Here is a 20,614-nt window from a genome sequence, read left to right as displayed (position 1 = left end):
ATATAAGGAATAATATATGTTTTTTTAACTTCAGGGAAATCGACATTTTACCGCCGTAAATTTTACGGCGGTAAAATGTCGGTTGTCTGTATAGTATAAAACCCCACTCCGCTGTTTCATGGGAAGCCGGCGGAGTGGGGTTGTTTTTATGGCTTCGGTTACAGGAGCTATAACTTCAGCTTGGGTTTGGGCTTTTCGGGCCGGTCAGGATCGGGATCGTCCTTGTTGCCGGACTTGGGGACGCCTCCGATGACGAGCTTGCCGCCGGGCGCTCCCATTGCCTCTTTGATGCTGATGCTTTTGGGCATTCCGCTTAGTTTGGGCGGAGTGCGCTGCCTGTCGGCGAGGAAGTCGGGCATCCGGTGGACATAAGGCTCGGCAGGGGGCGTGTCCTGTGTGGGGACACTGCCCGGTGAGGAACTGCCGGGCGGAGCATCGGCGACGGGTATGCCGGCGGCGGGGGCGTTATCCTGTCCGTCGGGCGTTACCGGTTGGGAGGGCACGACTTCGATTACTCCGTCGGTGCTTTTTTCCTGCGCATCCACTGATTTGAGGGAGAGCAGGATCTTGCGGTCGAGAGCGGCAAGGTCGGCCTTGAGCTGCTTCAGCTCGTCCTCCTTTTTCCAGACTTCCCCGACGACCTGTTCCAGGACGGGGAGTTCCTTCTCAATGGCTTCGTTGTCCCTCGTGTATTTCTCTATCAGGCGGGGGATGCTGTCGAAGGCGTTGATGAAGTTCTGGCAGGCGGTTTTCGGATCGACCGCCAAGCGGCCGTTGTTATAGTTGTAGAGGAAGTTGCCTTCACCTCGCACGAAGAAACGGTTCTCGCAGAAGTCCAGACCGTCCTTGACGGTGGTGTCGGTCTTGACAACGATGTCGAAGCCATAGAGCGAGCCGATGACTTTCGGCTGGCCGTGCGTGCGTTCCCTGTCCTCTATCTCGTGGAGCTTGGCGGCAATCACTTTCGGATCATCGCCTGCCACGCCGTCAATCTTCAAGGGGTTGAGCCTGTTGCCCTCCTTGTCGTACTGCATACGGCTCTCGATGGCGGCCTTGTCCTTCCTGACACGGGCGATGATGTCATCGTTGCTTGCCCGGTTCGCCAGGAAAGTTTCCAGTTTGATGCGTGATTCCCCCTTGCCACGCTGGAAGGCCTTGCGCTCCCCTTCCATGCCGGCAATCCGCTTCTCCAACCGTGCCTTGTCGAGCAGGTCGGTATTTCCGGAAAGCACCGCTACGTACTCTGAGAAAGGTATGCCTCCCTTCTCGTCCATGCCTCCCTCGTCGATGGTACGGCAACCCATGTTGTTCTGCTTGAGCTGGGTGATGAAAAGCTGCTTGTTGTAAAGCAGGTTGAACTTGTAGCTGTCAAGCGACTTCTCCACGGCGTAGATTATCACGTCCACCTTGTTGTCCGCATAGAGTTTGGCCACCTCGTTGCCCTTTCGGATGCCCCGGCCGTCCCGCTGCTGCAAGTCCGAAGGCCGCCACGGTGCGTCGAGATGATGGATGGCTACACACCGCTTCTGGGCGTTGACTCCCGTGCCCAGCATTTCAGTAGAGCCGAAGAGAACACGTATCTTTCCCTCGTTCATCGCCTCGATCATCGCCTTGCGCTTCTTCTCGGTCTTGGCTTCCTGAATGAAACGTATCTGGTCTTCGGGGATGCCGTGATCCTCCACCAGCTTGCGCTTGATCTCGCTGTACGGATTCCACTGGTCGGGCTTGTAGGTTCCCAAGTCCGAGAAAACGAACTGAGTGCCTTTATGCCCGGCGTATTTATTGTAATACTTCGCAATCATATCGGCGCAATGGGTGGCCTTGTTGTCCTTGTCGTCGCCGTAGGAGAGCGGATCGATGAGCCGCATGTCGAGCGACATCTTCCGGGCGTAGTCGGTGGCGATGAGCATCTTCGCCTTCTCTTCCCTCTCGTTCAGTGGCGGGCGGCCCAGTACGGTGGCATTGCCGGTCTTGGCGAACTCGATGAGCTTCTGTATGAACTCCCTCTGGTCGGGCGTCGGGGGTATGTTGTGCAGTATCTCGTTCTTCTCCGGACGGTCGATGCCGATGTCGGCTGCGGTACGGAAGTCGGTGATCTCGGAATAGAACGAAGCGAGTTCCGGAACCTTGATGAAGTAGCGGAAACGCTCTTTCTGCACCACCTCGTTGGTGACGGAGAACTCGTAATCGACGGACTTCCGGGCAAACACCGCCGCCCATGCGTCAAAGGAGTTGATCCCCTGACGCTCCAATTCCCGGGGGCGCAGGTACTTGAAGAGCAGGTACAGCTCGGTCAGCGAGTTGGAAATGGTGGTTCCCGACAGGAAGGTGGCTCCCAGATCCTTGCCGGTGCGCTGCTGGATGGTGCGCAGGGCGAAGAGCATGTTGAGCGCACGCTGGCTGCCCTCGCTGTTGCCCAGACCTGCCACACGGTCGTGCCGGGTGGTGAACATCAGGTTCTTGAACCGGTGGCTCTCATCGACAAAGAGGTGGTCGATGCCCATGCGCTTGAAGTCCGCCACATCGTCCTTGCGGGTTTCGATCTCGTGGAGCAGCTCTTTCAGCCTGACCTCAAGGTTCATCTTGCGTTTCTCCATGCCCTTGATCTGTGCGTTGCTCACTTCCGCACCCTGCTGGTAGAGGACTTCGAGGTTCTCTTCCACACTGTCCAGTTCCTGTTGCAGGATGTCACGCTGGATTTCGGGGGACTGCGGTATCATGCCGAACTGCTCGTGCGAGAGGATGATGGCGTCCCAGTCGTTGTTCTTCATCCGGTGGAAAATCTCGACACGGCGCTCCGGCGTGAAGTCCTCCTTGCCGGGATAGAGGACTTTGGCGTTCGGGTAGGCGGTGGCGAAGGTCTGTGCGATCTCGTGGATGTTCGCCTTCAGGCCGGTGATAAGGGGCTTGTTCGCCAGTCCCAGACGCTTCATCTCGTAGGCGGCACAGCACATGATGAGCGTCTTGCCGCCACCCACCTCGTGATCGGCGATCCCCCCTCCGTTCTGCTTGAGCATCCAGATGCAGTCCTTCTGGCTGGGATACAGGTCGGGAATGCCCAGCCCCTTGAGGTCAAGACCGGGAAAGCTCTGGTGCGATCCGTCGTACTTGGGACGGACGAAGCAGTTGAACTTGCGGTTGTACATGTCCGCCATTTTCCGCTTGAACTCCGGCGACTGTTCCATGAGCCAGTCGGAGAAGCCGTTACGGATCTCGTCAATCTTGCTGTTGGCAAGCAGGGTAACCTCCGGATCACGTATCTTCATTTCCTTGCCCGTCTTGTCCAATACGGTCTTGGTGATGTTGGGCGTGGTGTTGTGGATGGCATGGCGCATAAGGGCGATGCCGTTGAAGATGCGGCTTTCCGAACGCACCGAATATTGGTTCATGATGCGTGGGGAGGTCATGTCGGCCCTGATGCTGTATTCGTCACTGCTGGCGGTATAACGGACGGACACGTCCGTGTCGAACAGCCATGAGGCGTAGCGGCTGTACACTCCCGCCGGTATCCAACGCTCGCCGAAATTGAAATCCAGATCCTCGAAAGGTATGGGCGCGGGAAGCGACTGCCGCAGGGCTTCGAGGGAAATACGTGCCTCGCCGTTGTCGGGATGCGACTGCAAATATTCCTCGATGTGTTCGGCCTTGGCCATGACGTTGCCGGAAATGAAACGGTCGGCAATCTCGTAGTTCTTCGAGAGGGGATTGTAAAATATCCGTCCACGCAGTTCCTCCAACAAGTCAGATTGCGATTTGTCGGTCAGGGACTCCATGTACGCCATGTCCACGTTGCCGTACTTGTTGAGCGAGGCGGTGAGCGCCTCGTGCACGTCATCGGTATGGGTGATCTCGTTGATGTTGTACGAAACGGGATGGTCGAAGATGTCGGCCTTGACCGCCCGGCCGTCGATGTAACGTTCCAGCGACAATATCTCACGGTTGCCCGCATCCATGCGGAACAGGTCGATGTTCTTCCTGTCGTTCAGATTGCCGAACTGACGGATGAAGTCATCGTAAAGAGTGTTGAGCATGGTGCGCAACGCCGGATTTGCGGCATGGGCGGCCGCCTCGTTCTCGTACAGGTGATGGTAGGTGTCACGTATCTCGATGTAGAGCGACGCACGGCGTCGCTGGCGTTCGGGCAGATCCAACGGGTTGAATACCGGTGCAGCCCCGCCAATGGCGGAGAGGTAGCCTATCTGCCCGTCATCGTCCACAAGGGAGCCGTTGCGGTGGTGTCCATGCAGGCCGGCCGGATAAGGACGGGGCTTCATGCGTTCCTGCCGTGCGGCCTCTTCCTCCTGCCGGCGGCGTTCCTGTTCCTGCCGTTCCCGCTCCTGCCGCTCTTTCTCTTGGGGAGTCGGTTCGGCCGGGGCGGGATGTTGCTCCAACGGTGGCATATCGAAAAGGGACAACTGCCCGGAGTCCTTCTTCGTGCTCCTTGTTTTCCTTTTCCTGACCTGTGAACGCTCCTCTTGTGTGAAGCCGAAAAGGTCGTACAGGGACATGACCGGCTCCGGCGTGGTCTTTGCGGCGGTTGGCCGGGCATCCGTTGAGGGCTGCTCCGGCGTGGAAGTCCGACGCTCCACCTGTATCGTCTGTCGATCCGTAGAAGTGGAATGTCCGTTCATGTTACCGGACCGGTTGATTTCCCGCACCTGTGCGATGCGTTGCTGCATGGTTTCCGCCGGACGGCTCACCAGATTGCGGAACTCCTGCACGGGTGAATGGCGGAGATACAAGTCCAGATCGAGCTGTTCCGAGAGGTTGCGGTCAAGGAAATACTTCATGTCGGCGGCGATGGCTTCCATACCCCCGTCATGCAGGTAGATGCGTGCCGGCTTGCCGTAGGGATCGGTACCGACATGGCCACGTGTATGCACGATGGCGGCGGTATGCTCGAAATACTCGTTCTGCGTCGTCCCGTCGGTCTGCGTGCCGACTTCCACGAAAGACCGTTCGAGTGACGTATATTCCCTTTGGGAAAGCGTGTCCTTCTGCAAGATGATCAGGTCGCTGCCCACCTCCGTACCGGCATAGTCGGTAAAGAGGTTGTTGGGCAGGCGGACAGCCGATAACAGCCGGGATCGGTTCATCAGGTATTGCCTTACGGGATAGGCCATAGCGGAGTTCATCACCCCCTGTGAGGTGATGAAGGCGAGGACTCCTCCCTCACGGACGGCATCCAGCCCTTTGGCGAAGAAATAGTTGTGCAGGCTGTTCAGCGCAAAACGCCTGGCCGTGCCGTTGTCGAAGGAGGGATCGAAAACACGTATGTCACCGAAGGGGATGTTGCTGCTCACCACGTCGAAATAGCCGTTACGGTGCGGGGGCAACTCCTCGAAGCCCTTGATATTGACCTGCGCTTCGGGATGGAGCCGGGCAAGGATGCGGCCGGTAAGCAAATCCTTTTCATAGGCAACAATTTCGGGAGTGTTGCCGGATGCGGAGTGGCATTGCGATCGGAAGGCCGAGACAAAATTGCCGGTTCCCGATGAAGGATCGAGAAAACGGCCGGGCGACACTCCGTGTTCGCCCAAAGAAGAGGCAATGGCATTGACAATCGCCGGCGGCGTGTAGAAAGCGGTAAAGGTGGATGCCTTCACGCTTTCCACCAGCCTCCTGTACTCACGCTCGTCAGCTGCTCCGTCACGCAGGACGTTGTGAAGTTCCGTAATCAGGGGGAACAGTTCACGGTCGGCCTGTGTCCAGCGGAGTATGTCGGTGAGTTTCCCGAAAGGGGAAAGAACCGCCTTGATACCTCCGAACCCGGAGTAGGCGGCGAGTATGCCCGCTTCCTCCGGTGTGGCGGTGCGCTGTTCCTTCTCCAAACGGAACATCAGCCGGATTGCCTCTATATTGTCCCTGAGATGCGCCTTTTTATTATAAGCCATTCTCTTCCAACCAGATTACAACCGTACCTGTCAGCTCGTCATAGAGCTGCCCGAACTCCGGGCTGAACATGAAATCATCCGAGAGCGTATAGCCGGCGAAGACCTTCCGGCATTCGGGAAGCAGCTGCAAGGCCACGCTGCGTGCGCTGCCTTCGGGGACTTCGGCGGCGAACTCGTTCCAGAGGACGGTAACCAGCGTGTCCAGAGGAGAGAAATGCAACCCCTGAAAAAGCAGGGCGTTCGCCTGTTGTGCCGCATCGTCGTAGGTCAGGCCGGAACGGACGGCTGCGCTGAAGGCTTCGGCGGCCTGCTCGCTGCGGGTGGCGACAAAAGACTCGTCATCCGCCAAATCCGGATGCGACTCACGCAGGAAGGACAACAGGGTAAGACGGTAGTAAGATAATTCATCCGGTTCTTCCGCTACGGATACCGGCACATTGGATTTATTCTGATTCATATAATTATCGGATTATTAAGTGATACAATTCGGACGGGTTATTTCTTCCTGCCGCTTTTCTTTTCCTGCGGTTTCCTGTCCGGGAAGGAGTAACCTATGGTAAAGTCAGGATTAAGCACCAATGCGGCATCGAAGCTCTTGCCCTCACGGCTCTTGAAGCCTTTGACAAGAGGAGTGCGGCCTTTGGTCGCCAGCTCGATGATCTGTCCGTCGGTCAGTATCTTACCTCCCTTGTTACGGAACAGGGTGAAGCTGCAATCGACATCGGCGCATTTGGCAACCTTGTCGAAGAACAGGATGCGGCTCTTCCTGCACTTGGGACAGGTGCATTGCTCCCCCGAAGGAGCGACATTGAGGGTGGCGGCCAGCAGTTCGGTAACGATCTGTGCGGTATAGACCTCTATGTTCCGGCGGAAAGAGAGGGCATCGGCCTCTCCGGTTTCTATTTTGGCGAGGGTGTTCTCCCACGCCGCTGTCATTTCGACGTCGGCAATCTTTTTGTCCTTTACCGTATCGTAAACCGCCAGTCCTTTTTCGGTAGGCACAAGGTTCTTCTTGTCCCGGCGTATATAGTCACGGGCAAACAATGTTTCGATGACAGCTGCACGAGTGGCCGGAGTGCCGATACCGATCTCACGGATTCCGGCACGCAGTTGTTCGTCGCTGATCTCTTTGCCGCAATGCTCCATGGCGGAGAGCAGTGAACTCTCGGTATGCAGTGGTTGGGGCTTGGTCTGTTTCTCCACTGTTTCGGAGGCGAGCAGTGGCAGGGTTTCACCCGTTTGCAGTCCTGGCAACGTGGTTTCCTCCGCCTCCTCTTCCGGCTCGCCACGCACGGCACGCCAACCGGCGGACTTGATGACCGCACCCTTGAGAGTGAATATCTCACCGCCTGCGGACAAGGCAACTTCGGTCATTTCCTTGACGCAACATGGCAAGAAGGCTTCGAGCAGGCGTGCGGCAACCATTTCGTAGATAGCCTGCTCGTCCTGCGACAGACCTTCGGGCAGGTTCTCGGTGATGAGAAGCGCATGGTGGTCGGTGACTTTGGCATCATCTACCGGACGGCGGTTGAGCGGTGCGTCCGGCAAGACGGATGCGGTGGCGGTGAAGCGTGGATATTGCCGCAGGAGCATTATGCGCGAGGGGATCTCGTCGAAAACATCCTCGGATATATAACGGCTGCCGGTACGTGGATAGCTTAGCACTTTCTTCTCGTACAGGCTTTGCGCAAGCGTGAGCGTCTTGTCTGCGGAGAAGTCCAGTTTGCTGTTGGCCTCTTTCTGCAAGGCGGTCAGGTCATAGAGCAACGGCGGCTCTTGAACGGCCTCCCTGCGTTCTACGGAAGTGACGGCAAGCATACAGCCGTCCTTAATCTCACGAAGCCTGGCAGTGGCCGAATCAAGGTCATCGAAGCGGTTCTGTGACAGTGCAGAGAAGTCGATGCCGTCCTTGGCCGCCGAAACCTTTATCCGGAAATATGTCCGTGGCTCGAACTGCCTGTTCTCCCGGTAGCGTGAGCAGATCATCGCCAATGTGGGGGTCTGCACCCGTCCCAGGGAGAACACGCCCTGTCCGGCGGCAAGGCTGAGTGCCTGAGAACTGTTGATGCCCACGAGCCAGTCCGCCTCGCTGCGGGCTTTGGCGGAGAGGTAAAGGTTGTCGTAAAGACTTCCCTCCCTAAGGTTTTGCAACCCCTCACGGATGGCCTTGTCGGTGAGCGAGGAGATCCACAGACGGGCAAAGGGCTTGGTACAACCGAGATAGTTGTACACGTAACGGAAAATCAACTCGCCCTCACGACCTGCGTCGGTGGCGACGATGATGGACTCGCACCTGTCGAACAGGTCCCGGATCACTCCCAATTGCCTGACGACTCCGGGATCGTCCTTGTAAGCCTTACCCTCTCGCACCTGGCGGGGAACAAGCCTGAACTCTTGTGGCAATATGGGCAGGTGTTCCCGACGGAAACCGGAGAGACCGTAACTTTCGGGCATGGCAAGACCGACCAGATGCCCGAATGCCCATGCCACGGCATATCCGCCCCCCATTAGATACCCCTCTTTCCGTTGGTGTGCGCCCACTACGGACGCTATGGCCTGCGCCACGCTGGGCTTTTCTGCAATGATAACTTTCATATATAATGTATTATTTATGTGAATGGTTAAATGGATACTCCTTTCTTATCGGTTTTCTGTACCGGGCGGTTCCGGCTGACGGTGTTTTCCGGCTTCGTGCCCTCCTGACGGACGGCCGCCTGTTGCGACTGTCCCTGCTTTTTGCTCTTGTCCGGATTCCATTTGAAGAAATCGAACTTTGCCCGCTCGTGGTTGACACGGACGAAAGCACTGAATAAGTTTCCCTCGTTGTCAGTCATGTCCTTGATATGGACTGTCTTGCCGGCGGCTAACTTCTCCCGTACCTCGGGTGTCAGCCCGACGCCTTTGAGTACCTGTGGTATGACCAGTTCACGGCTTCGCATTTGTGTCTCTGATTGCGCCTGTTTGCGGTTCAGTCCCCTGAAGTCATAAGTGAAGCCGCCCTTGCAGACGTTATACTGGAGGCGTGCGTCGTAATATCCCTGTTTCTTTTCGGACCACATGTTCTCAACCAGCACGGACTCGCCCCGTGCCAGCCTTGTGGTCTGGTCGTCGGAGAGTCGTACCCGGTTCACTTCCTGCGGTATGGTGATTTCACTGACCGGAACATGGTGCAGGCGGTTGGTTTTGGGATTGAGCGAGAGCAGACACGGCTCACGCACTCCTCCGGCAAGTTCCAGCTCAACGACGCAGCCGGCATTGTTGCTCCTGGAAAGATTCTCTTTCACTTCGGGAGAAAGCTCCGTACCCATGTACGGCCGGTCCAGTTCGGGATACCGCTTGCAGCACTCCACGTTCAGGACCGGTTTGCCGCCGGCTGATTCCACCAGACGGATGCAGGCCGGCGTTTCGAAGTCGATACCCTCGAAGGAGATCCTGATGTCGAGGACGGCGGACTCGTGGCCGTTCAGCAGGCGTTGCATGCCCGTTTCGCCCAACGATTCGGGGGTTACGCCCATGCGTGCGAGCTGCTGCCAATCCACCTCGTCCACTCCCCAACGGGTGGTCTGTTGCGGGGTGTCGCCTGTGATGCTCTGCTCCTGTGCCGGCTGCCGGATGTCAATGGCGTAATTGGAAAGAAGCTGTCCGTTCTCTTCCGGGAATTTGAATATCTCCACCAGGTCCTTGGCTGCGGATAACATTTCCACCGGCAGGTGGTAGAAGCGGAAGTCCGACGGTCGATCATACTGGCGGTTCATGTTGGAGAAGAACGTCCCGATCACGGACTTGTTGCGGTCGATGTGCAGAAAAGTCTCGGAGGGCTTTGCCTGTGCCAGCGGTTTGGTGCGGAGTGAACCGTCAGGCTCAATACCCTGAACGATGTGCGGCGTGTTACCGTCGGAGGCGTTGGTGACTACCAATGCCTCGTTCTTGAAATCTTTGAGATTGTCCATAAATCAATCGGATTAAATAGTGAAACAATAAAGTTACTTGTGGTACGAAGGTAGGCTTAAGCTGTTGTTGGACGAGAGGGAACGTGACGATCGGATACAAGTGGCTACCGGTTGGCATGAAATGTCTCCTGTTTCCTATTCTGTGTGATTCGTTTTATACATCGCAGGCAACATCAAGACGTTGCCGAAGAATCATTCATCGGATATTTTAGATGATCCGAACGGCGGGCCGAAAAAAACGTTCCCGTTTTTGAGTACATGACAGAGAATACGGTGGAGTAGGAGGATTATCAAGAAAAGTATCCCATGGGTATCGGCCAGCTTTTTTTTGATATTGTGACTTTTCCGGGAGTCATGAAATATTTTCCTTTGAGATAAAACTAAGAACAGTTAATAGAATAAATGCTTAAACAACAGCAAATATATCCTTGCCGTATTTATCAAGGTAATACCATACTATTATTTTGAGGAGAGGCTTGTTGAAGAAAGATTTCCCGTGTCAGTTTTGTTTGTGTAGTATTCTTTTTGTGCATGTTTAATCATTGACCAATGGAGGATTCTTGTTGATTTTCTATTTTTTATTGTAGAACATTGTTACAAATAACATGTATTTTGTTTGCTGTTTTGTTTCTTTCATGCGAATTTTGCGTCTTTTTTATGTAAATAGTTAATTCATATAGTAATTTATAATACAGTTATGGCAACAGTAAAAACAGTATTAGTAAAGGGGCGGTGTAATAGTCGCGGGGCCTATCCATTGGCTGTGCAGGTCCTTCATAAACGGAAAAAGAAAGTTTTTTATACAGGATACAGCATTACCCCCTGTGAGTTTGATTCTTTTAGCGGACGAGTACTCTTTAATGGTGTATATACCATGGAAACTGTCCGACGCATGAACCGTACATGCCGGAAAATTTGTAAAATCTTGGATAAAGCCATAGGCATATTGGAAAGGGAGGGTAATGAATATACGACATGTGATATATCCAGAGTCTATGAAACCCTGACTGGCAAAGTGGGTTTTTACAGCTATTTCCGTGAGAGAATCCGTGTGCTTTTCGACACCGGGCATGAAGGGACGGCAAAAGCGTATGAGGCGACCCTGCATTCCATGCAAAAACATTTGTGTAAGACTGATTTTCCATTTGCACATCTTTCTTCCCGCCTTGTCATTAAGTATCGTGATACTCTCCTGGAGGCCGGTGTGGGCAAGAATACGATAGGGTTTTATTTACATAATATGAAAGCGGTGTACAGGCGTGGATGTCTTGAATTGAATCTGGTATTTCCTTCACCTTTTTGCAATATCAGAATCCGGTCTGAAAAGACCGTCAAACAAAGTCTTCCTATGAAGCAGGTGAAGTCTCTTGCCAACCTGTCACTTTCAGTCGGAACACCGGAATGCTTGGCCAGAGATGTTTTTATGTTCAGTATCTATACTCGCGGAATGTCATTCGTAGATATTGCTTTTCTAAAAAAGAGCGATATTTTTCCCGGGGTAATCCGCTATAGAAGGCAGAAGACCGGTCAGTTGCTTGAAATAGGTATTAACCGGCAGATACAGAATTTGCTGGAAAGGTATGGAGATACTTCCGGTGACTATCTTTTCCCTCTGGTTGATGAATCTGAAACTCCTTATTCGGGGTATAAAAAAGCTTATAACAGGATGAGGTATGCGCTGAAAAAGGTTTCCTGAAATATCGGTATGAGCATTCCTTTGCGCTTGCATGCCGCGCGTCACTGTTGGGCAATGATGGCTCGTGAGAACGGTGCTCCGCTTCATACTATCAGTGAATGTTTGGGACATTCCTCGGAGAAAGTGACCAGAATCTATCTGAAAGAACTTGACCGGTCGGTACTGGACGAAGTGAATAATCACATAGCAGATAAAATATGTTAATTTTATAATTATAATACATTATTTAATCATGAATATAATACATTTGTAAATACACTCTATTTACTCTCCATGACAGAGAGTGAAAAATCACTTGTTTGTCATTTTTTATCATACGGAAAAGCGACATAACAACATTAATATTAATTGTGTGCAAAAATAGATAACTCTCAATTAAACACAATTATCTAAAGAGTTCTTCTTTTTATCTTTTTCGCTCAATTACACTCTACCGGAGAGCTTTCCTGGAGTTTTATCCCTATTTTTCAGTAATTTTCTCCATTCTCCGGGAGTGTATCCGAAGTTTCTTTTACAGTACCTACAAAATTGGGGGTGTGAAGAAAAATGCAACTCTTCAGCTATATTCCCTATCGGTATATCCTCATCAGCCAGTTTATATTTAATTATATTATTTATTTGTTTCTGTAACCAGTTACCCGCAGGTTCTCTGAACTCTTTTAAAAATTTCCTTTTAAAAGAAGAAAGGGGAGTTCCACATAGTCCGGCAAGTTCCTTTACTGTCCTGGCATTTCTATAATTATTGAATATCTTTTTTTTAAAATCATAGTCATTTCCCAATATGGGATGGAAAAAGGCGGCTTGTTCCGTTTTTGTATAATAAAACCGTATGCTCCAGAAGAGCTCTTTAAGCTTCGTTTCATGAAAATGAACGCAATTGGCTCCGTCTTCCAAATAACTTATTAAAAGCTTGAGAAACAAATGCAACCTGTCTCTGATTTCAAGAGGATATATTTTATCACCGGGGGAATCCAGGCTGTTAAGTTGTGCGAATGAAATCTTTTCACAACTTTGCACGGCATTATCAAATTGTGCAATAACAATACTCCCTTTCCCTCGTGAGTGGATCTTAAATCTACTCCCCCTACCGAAACAAATCATATTACCAGCCAAAAGCTTCATTTTTTTTCCGTTGCAAGACATTTCCAGTTCTCCTTCTATTACAAATAAAATGGAATCAGTCTCATTTATCTCCTCATCCATTTCTATATCACAAAATTTGTGATATAGAAATCCTTCCCGGATGCATTTTGTGTAATTGTAACAGGAAGTATGTTCTTTTAAATATAATATTCCCATTGTTTCTGTTATTTAGTAAAAAATATAAGGTTATATTATTGTATATCTACGGATTATTCTTTTTATATATATTATTTTCCAATTTATATTCGTACAAAATGCATTTTAATGCCTGTATATGCATTTCTCTCTCTATTTTCCACTCTCTGTCATGGAGAGTGGAAAAATATATTTTTTAATGATTAATGTTTTAACTCGTTTTGCTATATGTAAGTATGTTGAATAAATTATATTTTATGGAATTGAAGAAGTTTTTTGTTTTGGTCCTGCTCTTGGGAAGTGTCTGTCCGGCTTTCTGTGGTGGTGACACCTTGCATTGCCGGTTCTATTTCCCCGTCGGCAGTGCCATTCCGGATCTTTCCTACCGGGACAATGGCCCTCGTCTGGACTCCTTTCTTTCGAGCATCCGCTCCCTGCAGGAACGTGCCGTACTGCGCCGTGTACGCTTGCGTTCCGGCGCTTCCCCTGAAGGGAATTCCATGTTGAACAGACGCCTGTCCGATGAACGGCTCGTGTCTCTGCGTGCCGTCATGCGGGAACGTCTTTCCGTCCCCGATTCGGTGCTTGTCTGCCTCTCCTCGGGAGAAGACTGGGAGGGCCTCTCCGTCCTTGTCGGGGAGTCTGACATGCCCTGCCGTGACGAGGTCCTCCGTATTCTTCGTGATACTCCCGTGTGGGTGGTTCGGGGCGGTAAAGTGGTTGATTCCCGCAAGCGACAGCTGATGAATCTGCGTGGCGGGAGCGTGTGGCGTTATATGGCCGAACATTTTTTTCCCGAACTCCGTAACTGTACCGTGGTCGAATGTGAGTTTGGACCCGTAATTTCCGGAAATGACCGGGAAATCGCCGTTTATCAGAAAGAGGCGGAAGCACGGGATACGGTCATCCTTCGTGACACTGTCGAAAGAACCGTTGTTATTCGTGACACGGTACAGGTGCCCGCTTCCGTTGGCAATGCCCTCAAGCCTTTTTACATGGGTCTGAAAACCAATCTGCTCTACGATGCCCTTCTTGTTCCGAATCTTGGTGTGGAGTTTTACCTCGGCAGAGGCTGGTCGTTCGGCGGCAACTGGATGTATGCCTGGTGGAAGAGCGACAGGCACCATAACTACTGGCGGATATACGGGGGTGAATTGGCCCTCCGTAAATACTTCGGGCGCCGTGCCGCAGAGAAACCGCTTGCCGGGCATCACCTCGGACTTTACGGCCAGCTGTTCACCTACGACTTCGAGGTCGGGGGGACGGGTTACATGGGCGGCAGGCCGGGTGGTACGCTTTGGGAGAAGATGAACTATGCCGTGGGACTGGAATACGGCTACTCGCTGCCCATCGCTCGTCGCCTGAACCTGGATTTTGTCATCGGCGTGGGCTACTGGGGTGGTGAATACCATAAATACGACCCCGTTGACGGTTGCTATGTCTGGAAAGAGACCCTGCAGCGTCACTGGTTCGGTCCCACGAAAGCGGAGGTTTCGCTCGTGTGGCTTTTGGGAAGAGGCAACCATAACGAGAAAGGAGGCAAGCAATGAACAAGATGAATCTAATCTTACAGGCTGTCACTGTATTTGCAAGTCTGTTATTAATATCCTGCGAACATAAGGATTTGTGCTACGACCATTCCCATACCTATAGAGTACAGGTGGTTTTCGACTGGCGTAACACTCCCGGCGCGAGCCCTGAAACCATGCGCCTTTATCTGTTCCCTGTCGATGGGGGTACCTCCCAGGCCTACGAGTTCACCGATTACCGGGGAGGTTACATTAACGTGCCTGCGGGAGGTTATAGGGCGTTGTGTGTCAACTCGGACACGGAGTCCGTGCTTTACCGGAACACCGACTCGTTCGACGGCCTTGAGGCCTATGCCCCCGAAGGTGTCCTGAACGTGGGGGGCTCTCCGGCTCCCCGTGCGGAAGGCACCTCGGGAGAGCGTATCGCCGGGTCTCCGGACCGTCTTTACAGCGACCGTCTTTACGACCTTGTGATTGAACCCTCCAAAGAGAGCCAAACGGTAACCCTCTATCCCGCACTCTCCGTATGCCGTTACCGGGTTACGATTACGAATGTGTCCAATCTAAAATATATTTCTCCTGACGGTGTCTCCGGTGCCCTTACCGGTATGTCCGGAGGAATGCTTGTCGGTCGCAACGAACTTACGTCCGATCCCGTGACCGTACCTTTCGGGGTTGTTTCCGACGGTACCTCCACCCTGACGGCCGACTTTCTGGTTTTCGGGCAGACCGGTCCGGAAGATTCTGTACACAAGTTGGTCATCTACGTGATCATGTCTGACGGAAGTAGGAATTACTACACGTTTGACGTGACCCGGCAGGTTGACGGTGCCCCCGATCCCCGTGATGTCCATATCATGCTGGACGGCCTTCCCCTGCCCAAGCCCATTGTTAACGGCGGAGGCTTTCATCCCACGGTTGACGAGTGGCAGAACGTTGACGTGGATGTTCCCATGTGATTTGCGGACCGTGCTCTCCATGCCTCACGATACGGAGGTAAAGAATGAATAGTTTATCTGTTTAATATATTTTTAATTTTAATGTTTTACTGTATGAAAAAGAATCTTTTATTCGCAGCTATGGCTGTAACAGCGTTGGCCTCTTGTTCCAACGATGATGTCGTTGACGTGAACAATGGCGGTGGCATTTCCTTCCGTGCTTCTTTGGACAGGGCCGTTACCCGTACCAATGTAACAAGCCTGCAGAATCTGGCGGCATTCAATGTGACCGCCATCGGTGATGGCAAGAATTATTTCACGGACCTGGGTGTCAGTTCTGCTGATAACGGTGTAAACTGGACAACCGCTTCCACTTACTACTGGCCGGGTTATGAGCTTGCCTTCTTCGCCTATGCTCCCCAAGCTCCCGCCGGCACAGTGAGTATAGACAATGCGTCAAAGAAGATAACCGGTTTCTCTCCCGCACAGGCCGTTGCAGATCAAAAGGATCTTGTGATCTCTTACAATACGGGAACTAAGGCTGTCAACGAGGGTCCCGGTGTTGCCATGAACTTCAAGCACGCCCTCTCCCAGATCGAGGTCAAGGCCAAATGTTCCAATGACAAGATAAAGATTGAGATCATGGGCGTTAAACTGGTGAATGCCGCCGCAAAGGCCGAGTTTGCCTTTCCGGAAACGGAAACCAAGTCCAGCTATGTCCTGCAGCAAAGCCAATGGTCTAACTGGAGTGAAAAAGACGATCCTACAAAGGCCTACATGATCAAGGGTGGGGCGCCCGTCATCCTGACAGCTGATGCCCAACGCATCATGTTCGGTGACGACAACTTCATGCTTATTCCACAGCAGCTAACGGCATGGGACGGTACTACTGCAACTACTGGTGCTTACCTGTCCGTGCTCTGTCGCATATACAGCCTGGACGGCGCCAATGAAATACTGCTTTACCCGCAACCGGCAGCAGGTGATGCCAAGGACGGCAAATACGCATTCTCTGCCGTAGGTATCAACACCAACTGGGAACCTGGTAAGAAATATACCTACACGCTGAACTTCTGCGGCAACGGCGGTGGTACTGGTGAGATTGATCCGAACCCCACTGATCCGACGAATCCCACCGATCCGACCATTGATCCGGATCCGGTACCCGGTGGTAACGGTGGTGATCCTGTTCTGGGCAACCCCATCAAGTTTACTGTAACTGTTGACGAGTGGACCGACCAGCCAGTAGATGTCGCGATGTAAAATCTAAAGTATTTTGTTTCATTTTTGATTGTAATTTAACAATCAGCCTGGACGGGATTGGACTTGCATTACCCCGCGAGGGACAGGGCCGGATTTTACTATCTTCGCCCTGTCTGTTCCTTTCCAGGCACTTTTTACCAGAGGTATTCCGGACATTTTCTTTCAAGGGGTATCCATGTCGGAAATCCTTTTTTAACGTTTGTATGATTTTTATTACCGGTACGATTAATTCATTAAAGTAACAGATATGAAATTTTCCCGTTTTACATCATTTCCCGGCAGGTACGCCTTTTGGCGTCATCTGTTTTCGGCGCTTGTTTCGGGCAGTATTTGCCTTTTCTCTTGTGAGGATGACATGGATCGTCCTTCACTTTCCCCGCATGTATCTTTCACCTCCGAGATCAGCTCCTCCTGGACTCCGTCAACCCGTTCCACTACCGATGCTGATGTTCCGCAAGGTACTGTCATCGCCCTGCAGGGAGGCAGCACTCCTCTTTACCTGCACACGCTTTACACAGACAGCATTGCTTCACCCTCTTCGGACGATCGTCCGGACACGGCAGCTCTTACCCGTGCCACTCCCATCAAGAATGACAATATGTACAACAGTTTCGGTGTCTCCGCTTACTCCTACACCGGTTCGTGGAGCGAAAGCAGAACCCCCGACTACTTCTATAATGCCACTGCCAGCAAGTCCGGCAGTGACTATGTCCTTTCCTCCGCCTATTATTGGCCCGGGGCTTCATACAAAATGAGGTTCTTCGCATACGCTCCGAAAGACAACGGGCATTATGTGCTTTCCGGCAGCGCATATGCCGGTTCTCCTGTCATCAGTGTGACCGTTCCGGTCGATGTCAATGAGCAGGAAGACCTTCTCGTGGCAAAGACGGATGAACTGGACGGGAACACCAACGCTGCCGTGCCGCTCACCTTCAGGCATGCCCTGACCGCCATCAGGTTCGTGTGCGGAGCTGACATGCAGGGAGGTACCGTAAAGAGCGTCAGTTTGAAAAATGTATATTCCAGTGGGGCCTACAACATGGGAACGCAGACATGGAGCGGTGTAGGTACTCCCGCCACTTTCCCGCAGACATTGGACAGATCCATTACGGGAATCCCGGACGAACCCCTTACTGTCGATGCGCAGACCTTCATGATGGTTCCGCAGACCCTTCCCGACGGCGCGCAACTTGAAGTCGTATTCACTGATAACTCCAGCATGGACCACACGCTGACTGCCGATCTCAAAGGCACGGTCTGGCCTGTTGGCAAGACCGTCACTTATAAGATTTCCAGCAGTTCCATAAACTGGACCTACACACTTGCCGTTACCTCCCCGGCCGACTTTACCTATGAAGGCGGTACGCAGCAATACAATGTGACCAGTTACCGGCAGAACACCAAAGGGGTTAAAGAGGCTGTCACATGGACCGCACAATATTCAGAAGATGGCGGGGCATCATGGAGCAATACCAGACCCGGCTGGCTGGATGCGTTTACCGTATCCGGAAATGGTGGAGATACTCCACAATCATACAATGCAACTGTCATCGCACAGACTGGCGTAGAGGCTAATCCTCAACATACGGCTGCTCTACAGAATGCTTCGGTCAAAGGTACTGAAACTGTCCCATATAATCTTGCCAACCAGACTAATGGTGGCACAGTGGATGAAAACACCGCCAACTGCTACGTTGTCGGTGCTCCGGGATATTACTCTTTCCCTCTGGTATATGGAAATGCCATCAAAGGTGGTACGACCAATACGTCCGCATATACCTCTACGGCTCCGTCCGGTACGGATCCGTACGGAACCACTATTCTGAGTCATTTCATCAACCATGCTGGTAACGCGATCACTGACCCCTATATACGCAACAACGCTGACTGCACGCCTGCTAAAGCAGAACTGGTATGGCAGGACGCACCGAATTTGGTTACCGATATAAAATACAACAATACGGGCAACGGCAATATATCTTTCACGGTGGACAAGAATACCATCCGACAGGGTAATGCCATCATTGCCATCAAGGATGCCGGCGACAATGTCCTGTGGTCCTGGCATATCTGGGTTACCGATGAAGATATCAATAATGCCATTGAAATTACCAATTTCCAGGGTAAGAAGTATAAATTGATGTCTGTCAATCTCGGCTGGTGCGATGGAAGTACCACGAATTATGCAGAGCGTAGTTGCAAGGTCAAGTTCACAGCCGGAGGAGAGAGTCAGACAATAACTATCAGACAGGCCTCTAAATCAATCGTTGTCGGTGGTAATCATCCTTACTATCAATGGGGACGCAAGGATCCTTTCCTGCCTTCGAATGGATTACGCGATATCAATAAAACCTGGTACGACAAAGACGGCAATGCTCACACGGGAAGTCCTAAAACGGAGGACTTTTCTATCGGCGCCCCTTGTATCACGAATTATATTCTCAAACCGGATGTGATGCAGAGTCCAGATTATGGCGATTGTACATATGCAAATCTATGGAGTGCCGATAACAATGTTTATACCGCCAATGACAATTCTGTTGTAAAAACGGTCTATGATCCCTCTCCTGTGGGCTTCAAACTTCCTCCCAGTAATGTTTTCACTGGATTCACAACAACCGGAGGCAATACAGATAATCCTTCTGAAATCAACGGAACGTGGGACGACTCCTCGAAGGGATGGAATTTCTACACTGATCCCTCAAAGAGTAAACCCAACTTCTTCCCTGCGTCGGGGTCTCGCGACTGTTCCGGTGGCGGGGCGAACAGCGTTGGCTTCTACGGCGTCTGTTGGTCGGCGGTTCCGTACAGCCAGTACCACGGTTGCACCCTGGACTTCTCCTCGTCGTCCGTGTACCCGTTGCTCTACTACTCTCGGGCGTGCGGGTTTGGGTTGCGTTCTTCCCAAGAATAGGGAGCGTAGCGACCGTATCCGTTTCATTGGATTATTTTCCCTACGGCTTTAAGGCCGTAGGGATAGTACCGGCGAAGCCGGTCGATTTTTATAGATATTAAAATTAAATAATTATGACCAGCAAGGATTTTATAGAAGCTGAAGCAGGTAATAACGGAAGTATCATTCTTTATCGTGAGGGGCTTTTCTGGAAAGCTTATGAAAAGTCTGCTTACGCTGTCTGTACGCAGATCAAGCCTTTGAAGGCTATAAAAAGAAGGTTAAAGTCACTCGGTGGCGGTGAGATAGTTTCAGTGGGATTTCCATGTAAGCATGAACAAAAGTATATAGGTTCTTTGGAGCATATGGAGACTATGCCTGACCGTCTTGTGTTGCGAACGTTAAAACCTATAGACGGACAGAGGTTTGAAGAATGGAAACAGGAACTTTCATCGGAGCATTCAGTTGTAGGGAGGAGAGATGCGTGTGTGCAGAATCTGTCACGGAGTAATATTCCGCATGGAGAGTTAATCATGCGAATCCGGATGTTCAATCTGGCGGAAAGTACTCCGATGGATTGTATGTTATTTGTAAATGAGTTGAAAAAGATGCTCTAATATACAATGAATGAGAAGTGGCAGTTTATGATAATTTGCCTGTGTATAAGGCTGCATATGACTTGTTAAGGAGTGTGTATGAGAAGACGGGAAAGATTCCCCGAGATGTGAAATATACACTGGTGGAGGTGTTGAAAAAGGATCTGACCGAGATTATGGTAATGATATACAGGGCTAATGCTACGACTGGAAAACTTCCGTATATTGAACGGGCAAGAGATCTGGTTGTAGGAGTCAAGGTCCGTTTAAGACTGTTGCAAGATATGCGGCATATCAGTGTGAAGCAGTATGCGGCGTTTGCCCAACAGGTGGAGTTGCTGTCGAAGCAATTGTCGGCTTGGCATGATTATGCACGGAGACAGGACGCAAAGAGTCAAGAAAAAATATAAACAAGAAAAGATATAAATAAAAAGGATTCCTTTGCCTACACAAAACAGGATAAGGCCAGCATTTCGTATAGCCAAGACTTGCGAGAGAGTGCCAGATAAATTCAGTAACCCACTGTCCGTGTAAAAACGGTCATGGCGGATAGATGTATCCGAAGCCATGTTGCGGG

11 protein-coding genes and 1 pseudogene are annotated in these 20,614 nt (G+C 51.5%); 7 read left to right on the top strand and 5 right to left on the bottom strand.

The features are described 5' to 3' along the window. Positions 1-167 precede the first annotated feature (167 nt). From BT_RS11765 to BT_RS11750, 4 genes are read right to left on the bottom strand one after another with little or no spacing between them, the layout of a single operon-like run. Positions 168-5,894 (bottom strand): N-6 DNA methylase, encoded by a 5,727-nt coding sequence (locus BT_RS11765; RefSeq protein WP_011108226.1) that lies wholly within the window; start codon positions 5,892-5,894, stop codon positions 168-170. Then, on the bottom strand, positions 5,884-6,351 hold the full coding sequence (locus tag BT_RS11760; RefSeq protein ID WP_007485366.1) for a DUF1896 domain-containing protein: 468 nt from the start codon (positions 6,349-6,351) through the stop codon (positions 5,884-5,886). The genes BT_RS11765 and BT_RS11760 overlap by 11 nt, the downstream gene beginning before the upstream one ends. Before the next feature lie 38 nt (positions 6,352-6,389). After that, positions 6,390-8,489, bottom strand: a complete 2,100-nt coding sequence (locus tag BT_RS11755) for a type IA DNA topoisomerase (RefSeq protein WP_011108225.1) — start codon at positions 8,487-8,489, stop codon at positions 6,390-6,392. Positions 8,490-8,515: 26 nt separating this feature from the next. Then, positions 8,516-9,844: a DUF3945 domain-containing protein gene (locus BT_RS11750; protein WP_011108224.1), complete on the bottom strand. Its 1,329-nt coding sequence runs from the start codon at positions 9,842-9,844 to the stop codon at positions 8,516-8,518. Between the two features lie 697 nt (positions 9,845-10,541). Here BT_RS11750 and BT_RS11745 point away from each other — a divergent pair. Then, positions 10,542-11,744 (top strand): annotated as a pseudogene (locus tag BT_RS11745) (tyrosine-type recombinase/integrase). A gap of 219 nt (positions 11,745-11,963) precedes the next feature. Here the strand turns inward: BT_RS11745 and BT_RS11740 are convergent. Continuing rightward, positions 11,964-12,839, bottom strand: a complete 876-nt coding sequence (locus tag BT_RS11740; RefSeq protein ID WP_007487760.1) for an AraC family transcriptional regulator — start codon at positions 12,837-12,839, stop codon at positions 11,964-11,966. Between the two features lie 236 nt (positions 12,840-13,075). On the opposite strand from BT_RS11740, the gene BT_RS11735 reads away from it, so the two are divergent. The 6 genes from BT_RS11735 to BT_RS11710 all read left to right on the top strand — a co-directional run bounded on the left by BT_RS11735 (position 13,076) and on the right by BT_RS11710 (position 20,447). Continuing rightward, positions 13,076-14,368, top strand: a complete 1,293-nt coding sequence (locus tag BT_RS11735; protein WP_011108221.1) for a DUF3575 domain-containing protein — start codon at positions 13,076-13,078, stop codon at positions 14,366-14,368. Then, on the top strand, positions 14,365-15,306 hold the full coding sequence (locus BT_RS11730; RefSeq protein WP_164927908.1) for a DUF5119 domain-containing protein: 942 nt from the start codon (positions 14,365-14,367) through the stop codon (positions 15,304-15,306). Before BT_RS11735 ends, BT_RS11730 begins: the two co-directional genes overlap by 4 nt. Positions 15,307-15,399: 93 nt before the next feature. Continuing rightward, a complete protein-coding gene (locus BT_RS11725) occupies positions 15,400-16,548 on the top strand; it encodes a fimbrillin family protein (RefSeq protein WP_162303108.1) in 1,149 nt (382 codons plus the stop codon). A 247-nt stretch (positions 16,549-16,795) separates the two neighbouring features. Beyond that, positions 16,796-19,462 carry a fimbrillin family protein gene (locus BT_RS11720; RefSeq protein WP_011108218.1) on the top strand — a complete coding sequence of 889 codons (2,667 nt, stop codon included), beginning with the start codon at positions 16,796-16,798 and terminating at the stop codon, positions 19,460-19,462. Positions 19,463-19,575: 113 nt separating this feature from the next. Further along, positions 19,576-20,058 (top strand): hypothetical protein, encoded by a 483-nt coding sequence (locus tag BT_RS11715; RefSeq protein ID WP_005818128.1) that lies wholly within the window; start codon positions 19,576-19,578, stop codon positions 20,056-20,058. 17 nt (positions 20,059-20,075) lie between these two features. Continuing rightward, positions 20,076-20,447: a four helix bundle protein gene (locus BT_RS11710; protein WP_005818131.1), complete on the top strand. Its 372-nt coding sequence runs from the start codon at positions 20,076-20,078 to the stop codon at positions 20,445-20,447. Positions 20,448-20,614 lie beyond the last annotated feature (167 nt).

Origin of the sequence: Bacteroides thetaiotaomicron VPI-5482, assembly GCF_000011065.1 — a bacterium.
Taxonomy (GTDB): domain Bacteria; phylum Bacteroidota; class Bacteroidia; order Bacteroidales; family Bacteroidaceae; genus Bacteroides; species Bacteroides thetaiotaomicron.
Note: the sequence above shows the minus strand (reverse complement) of the source record. Positions and strands in the feature narration are given on the sequence as shown.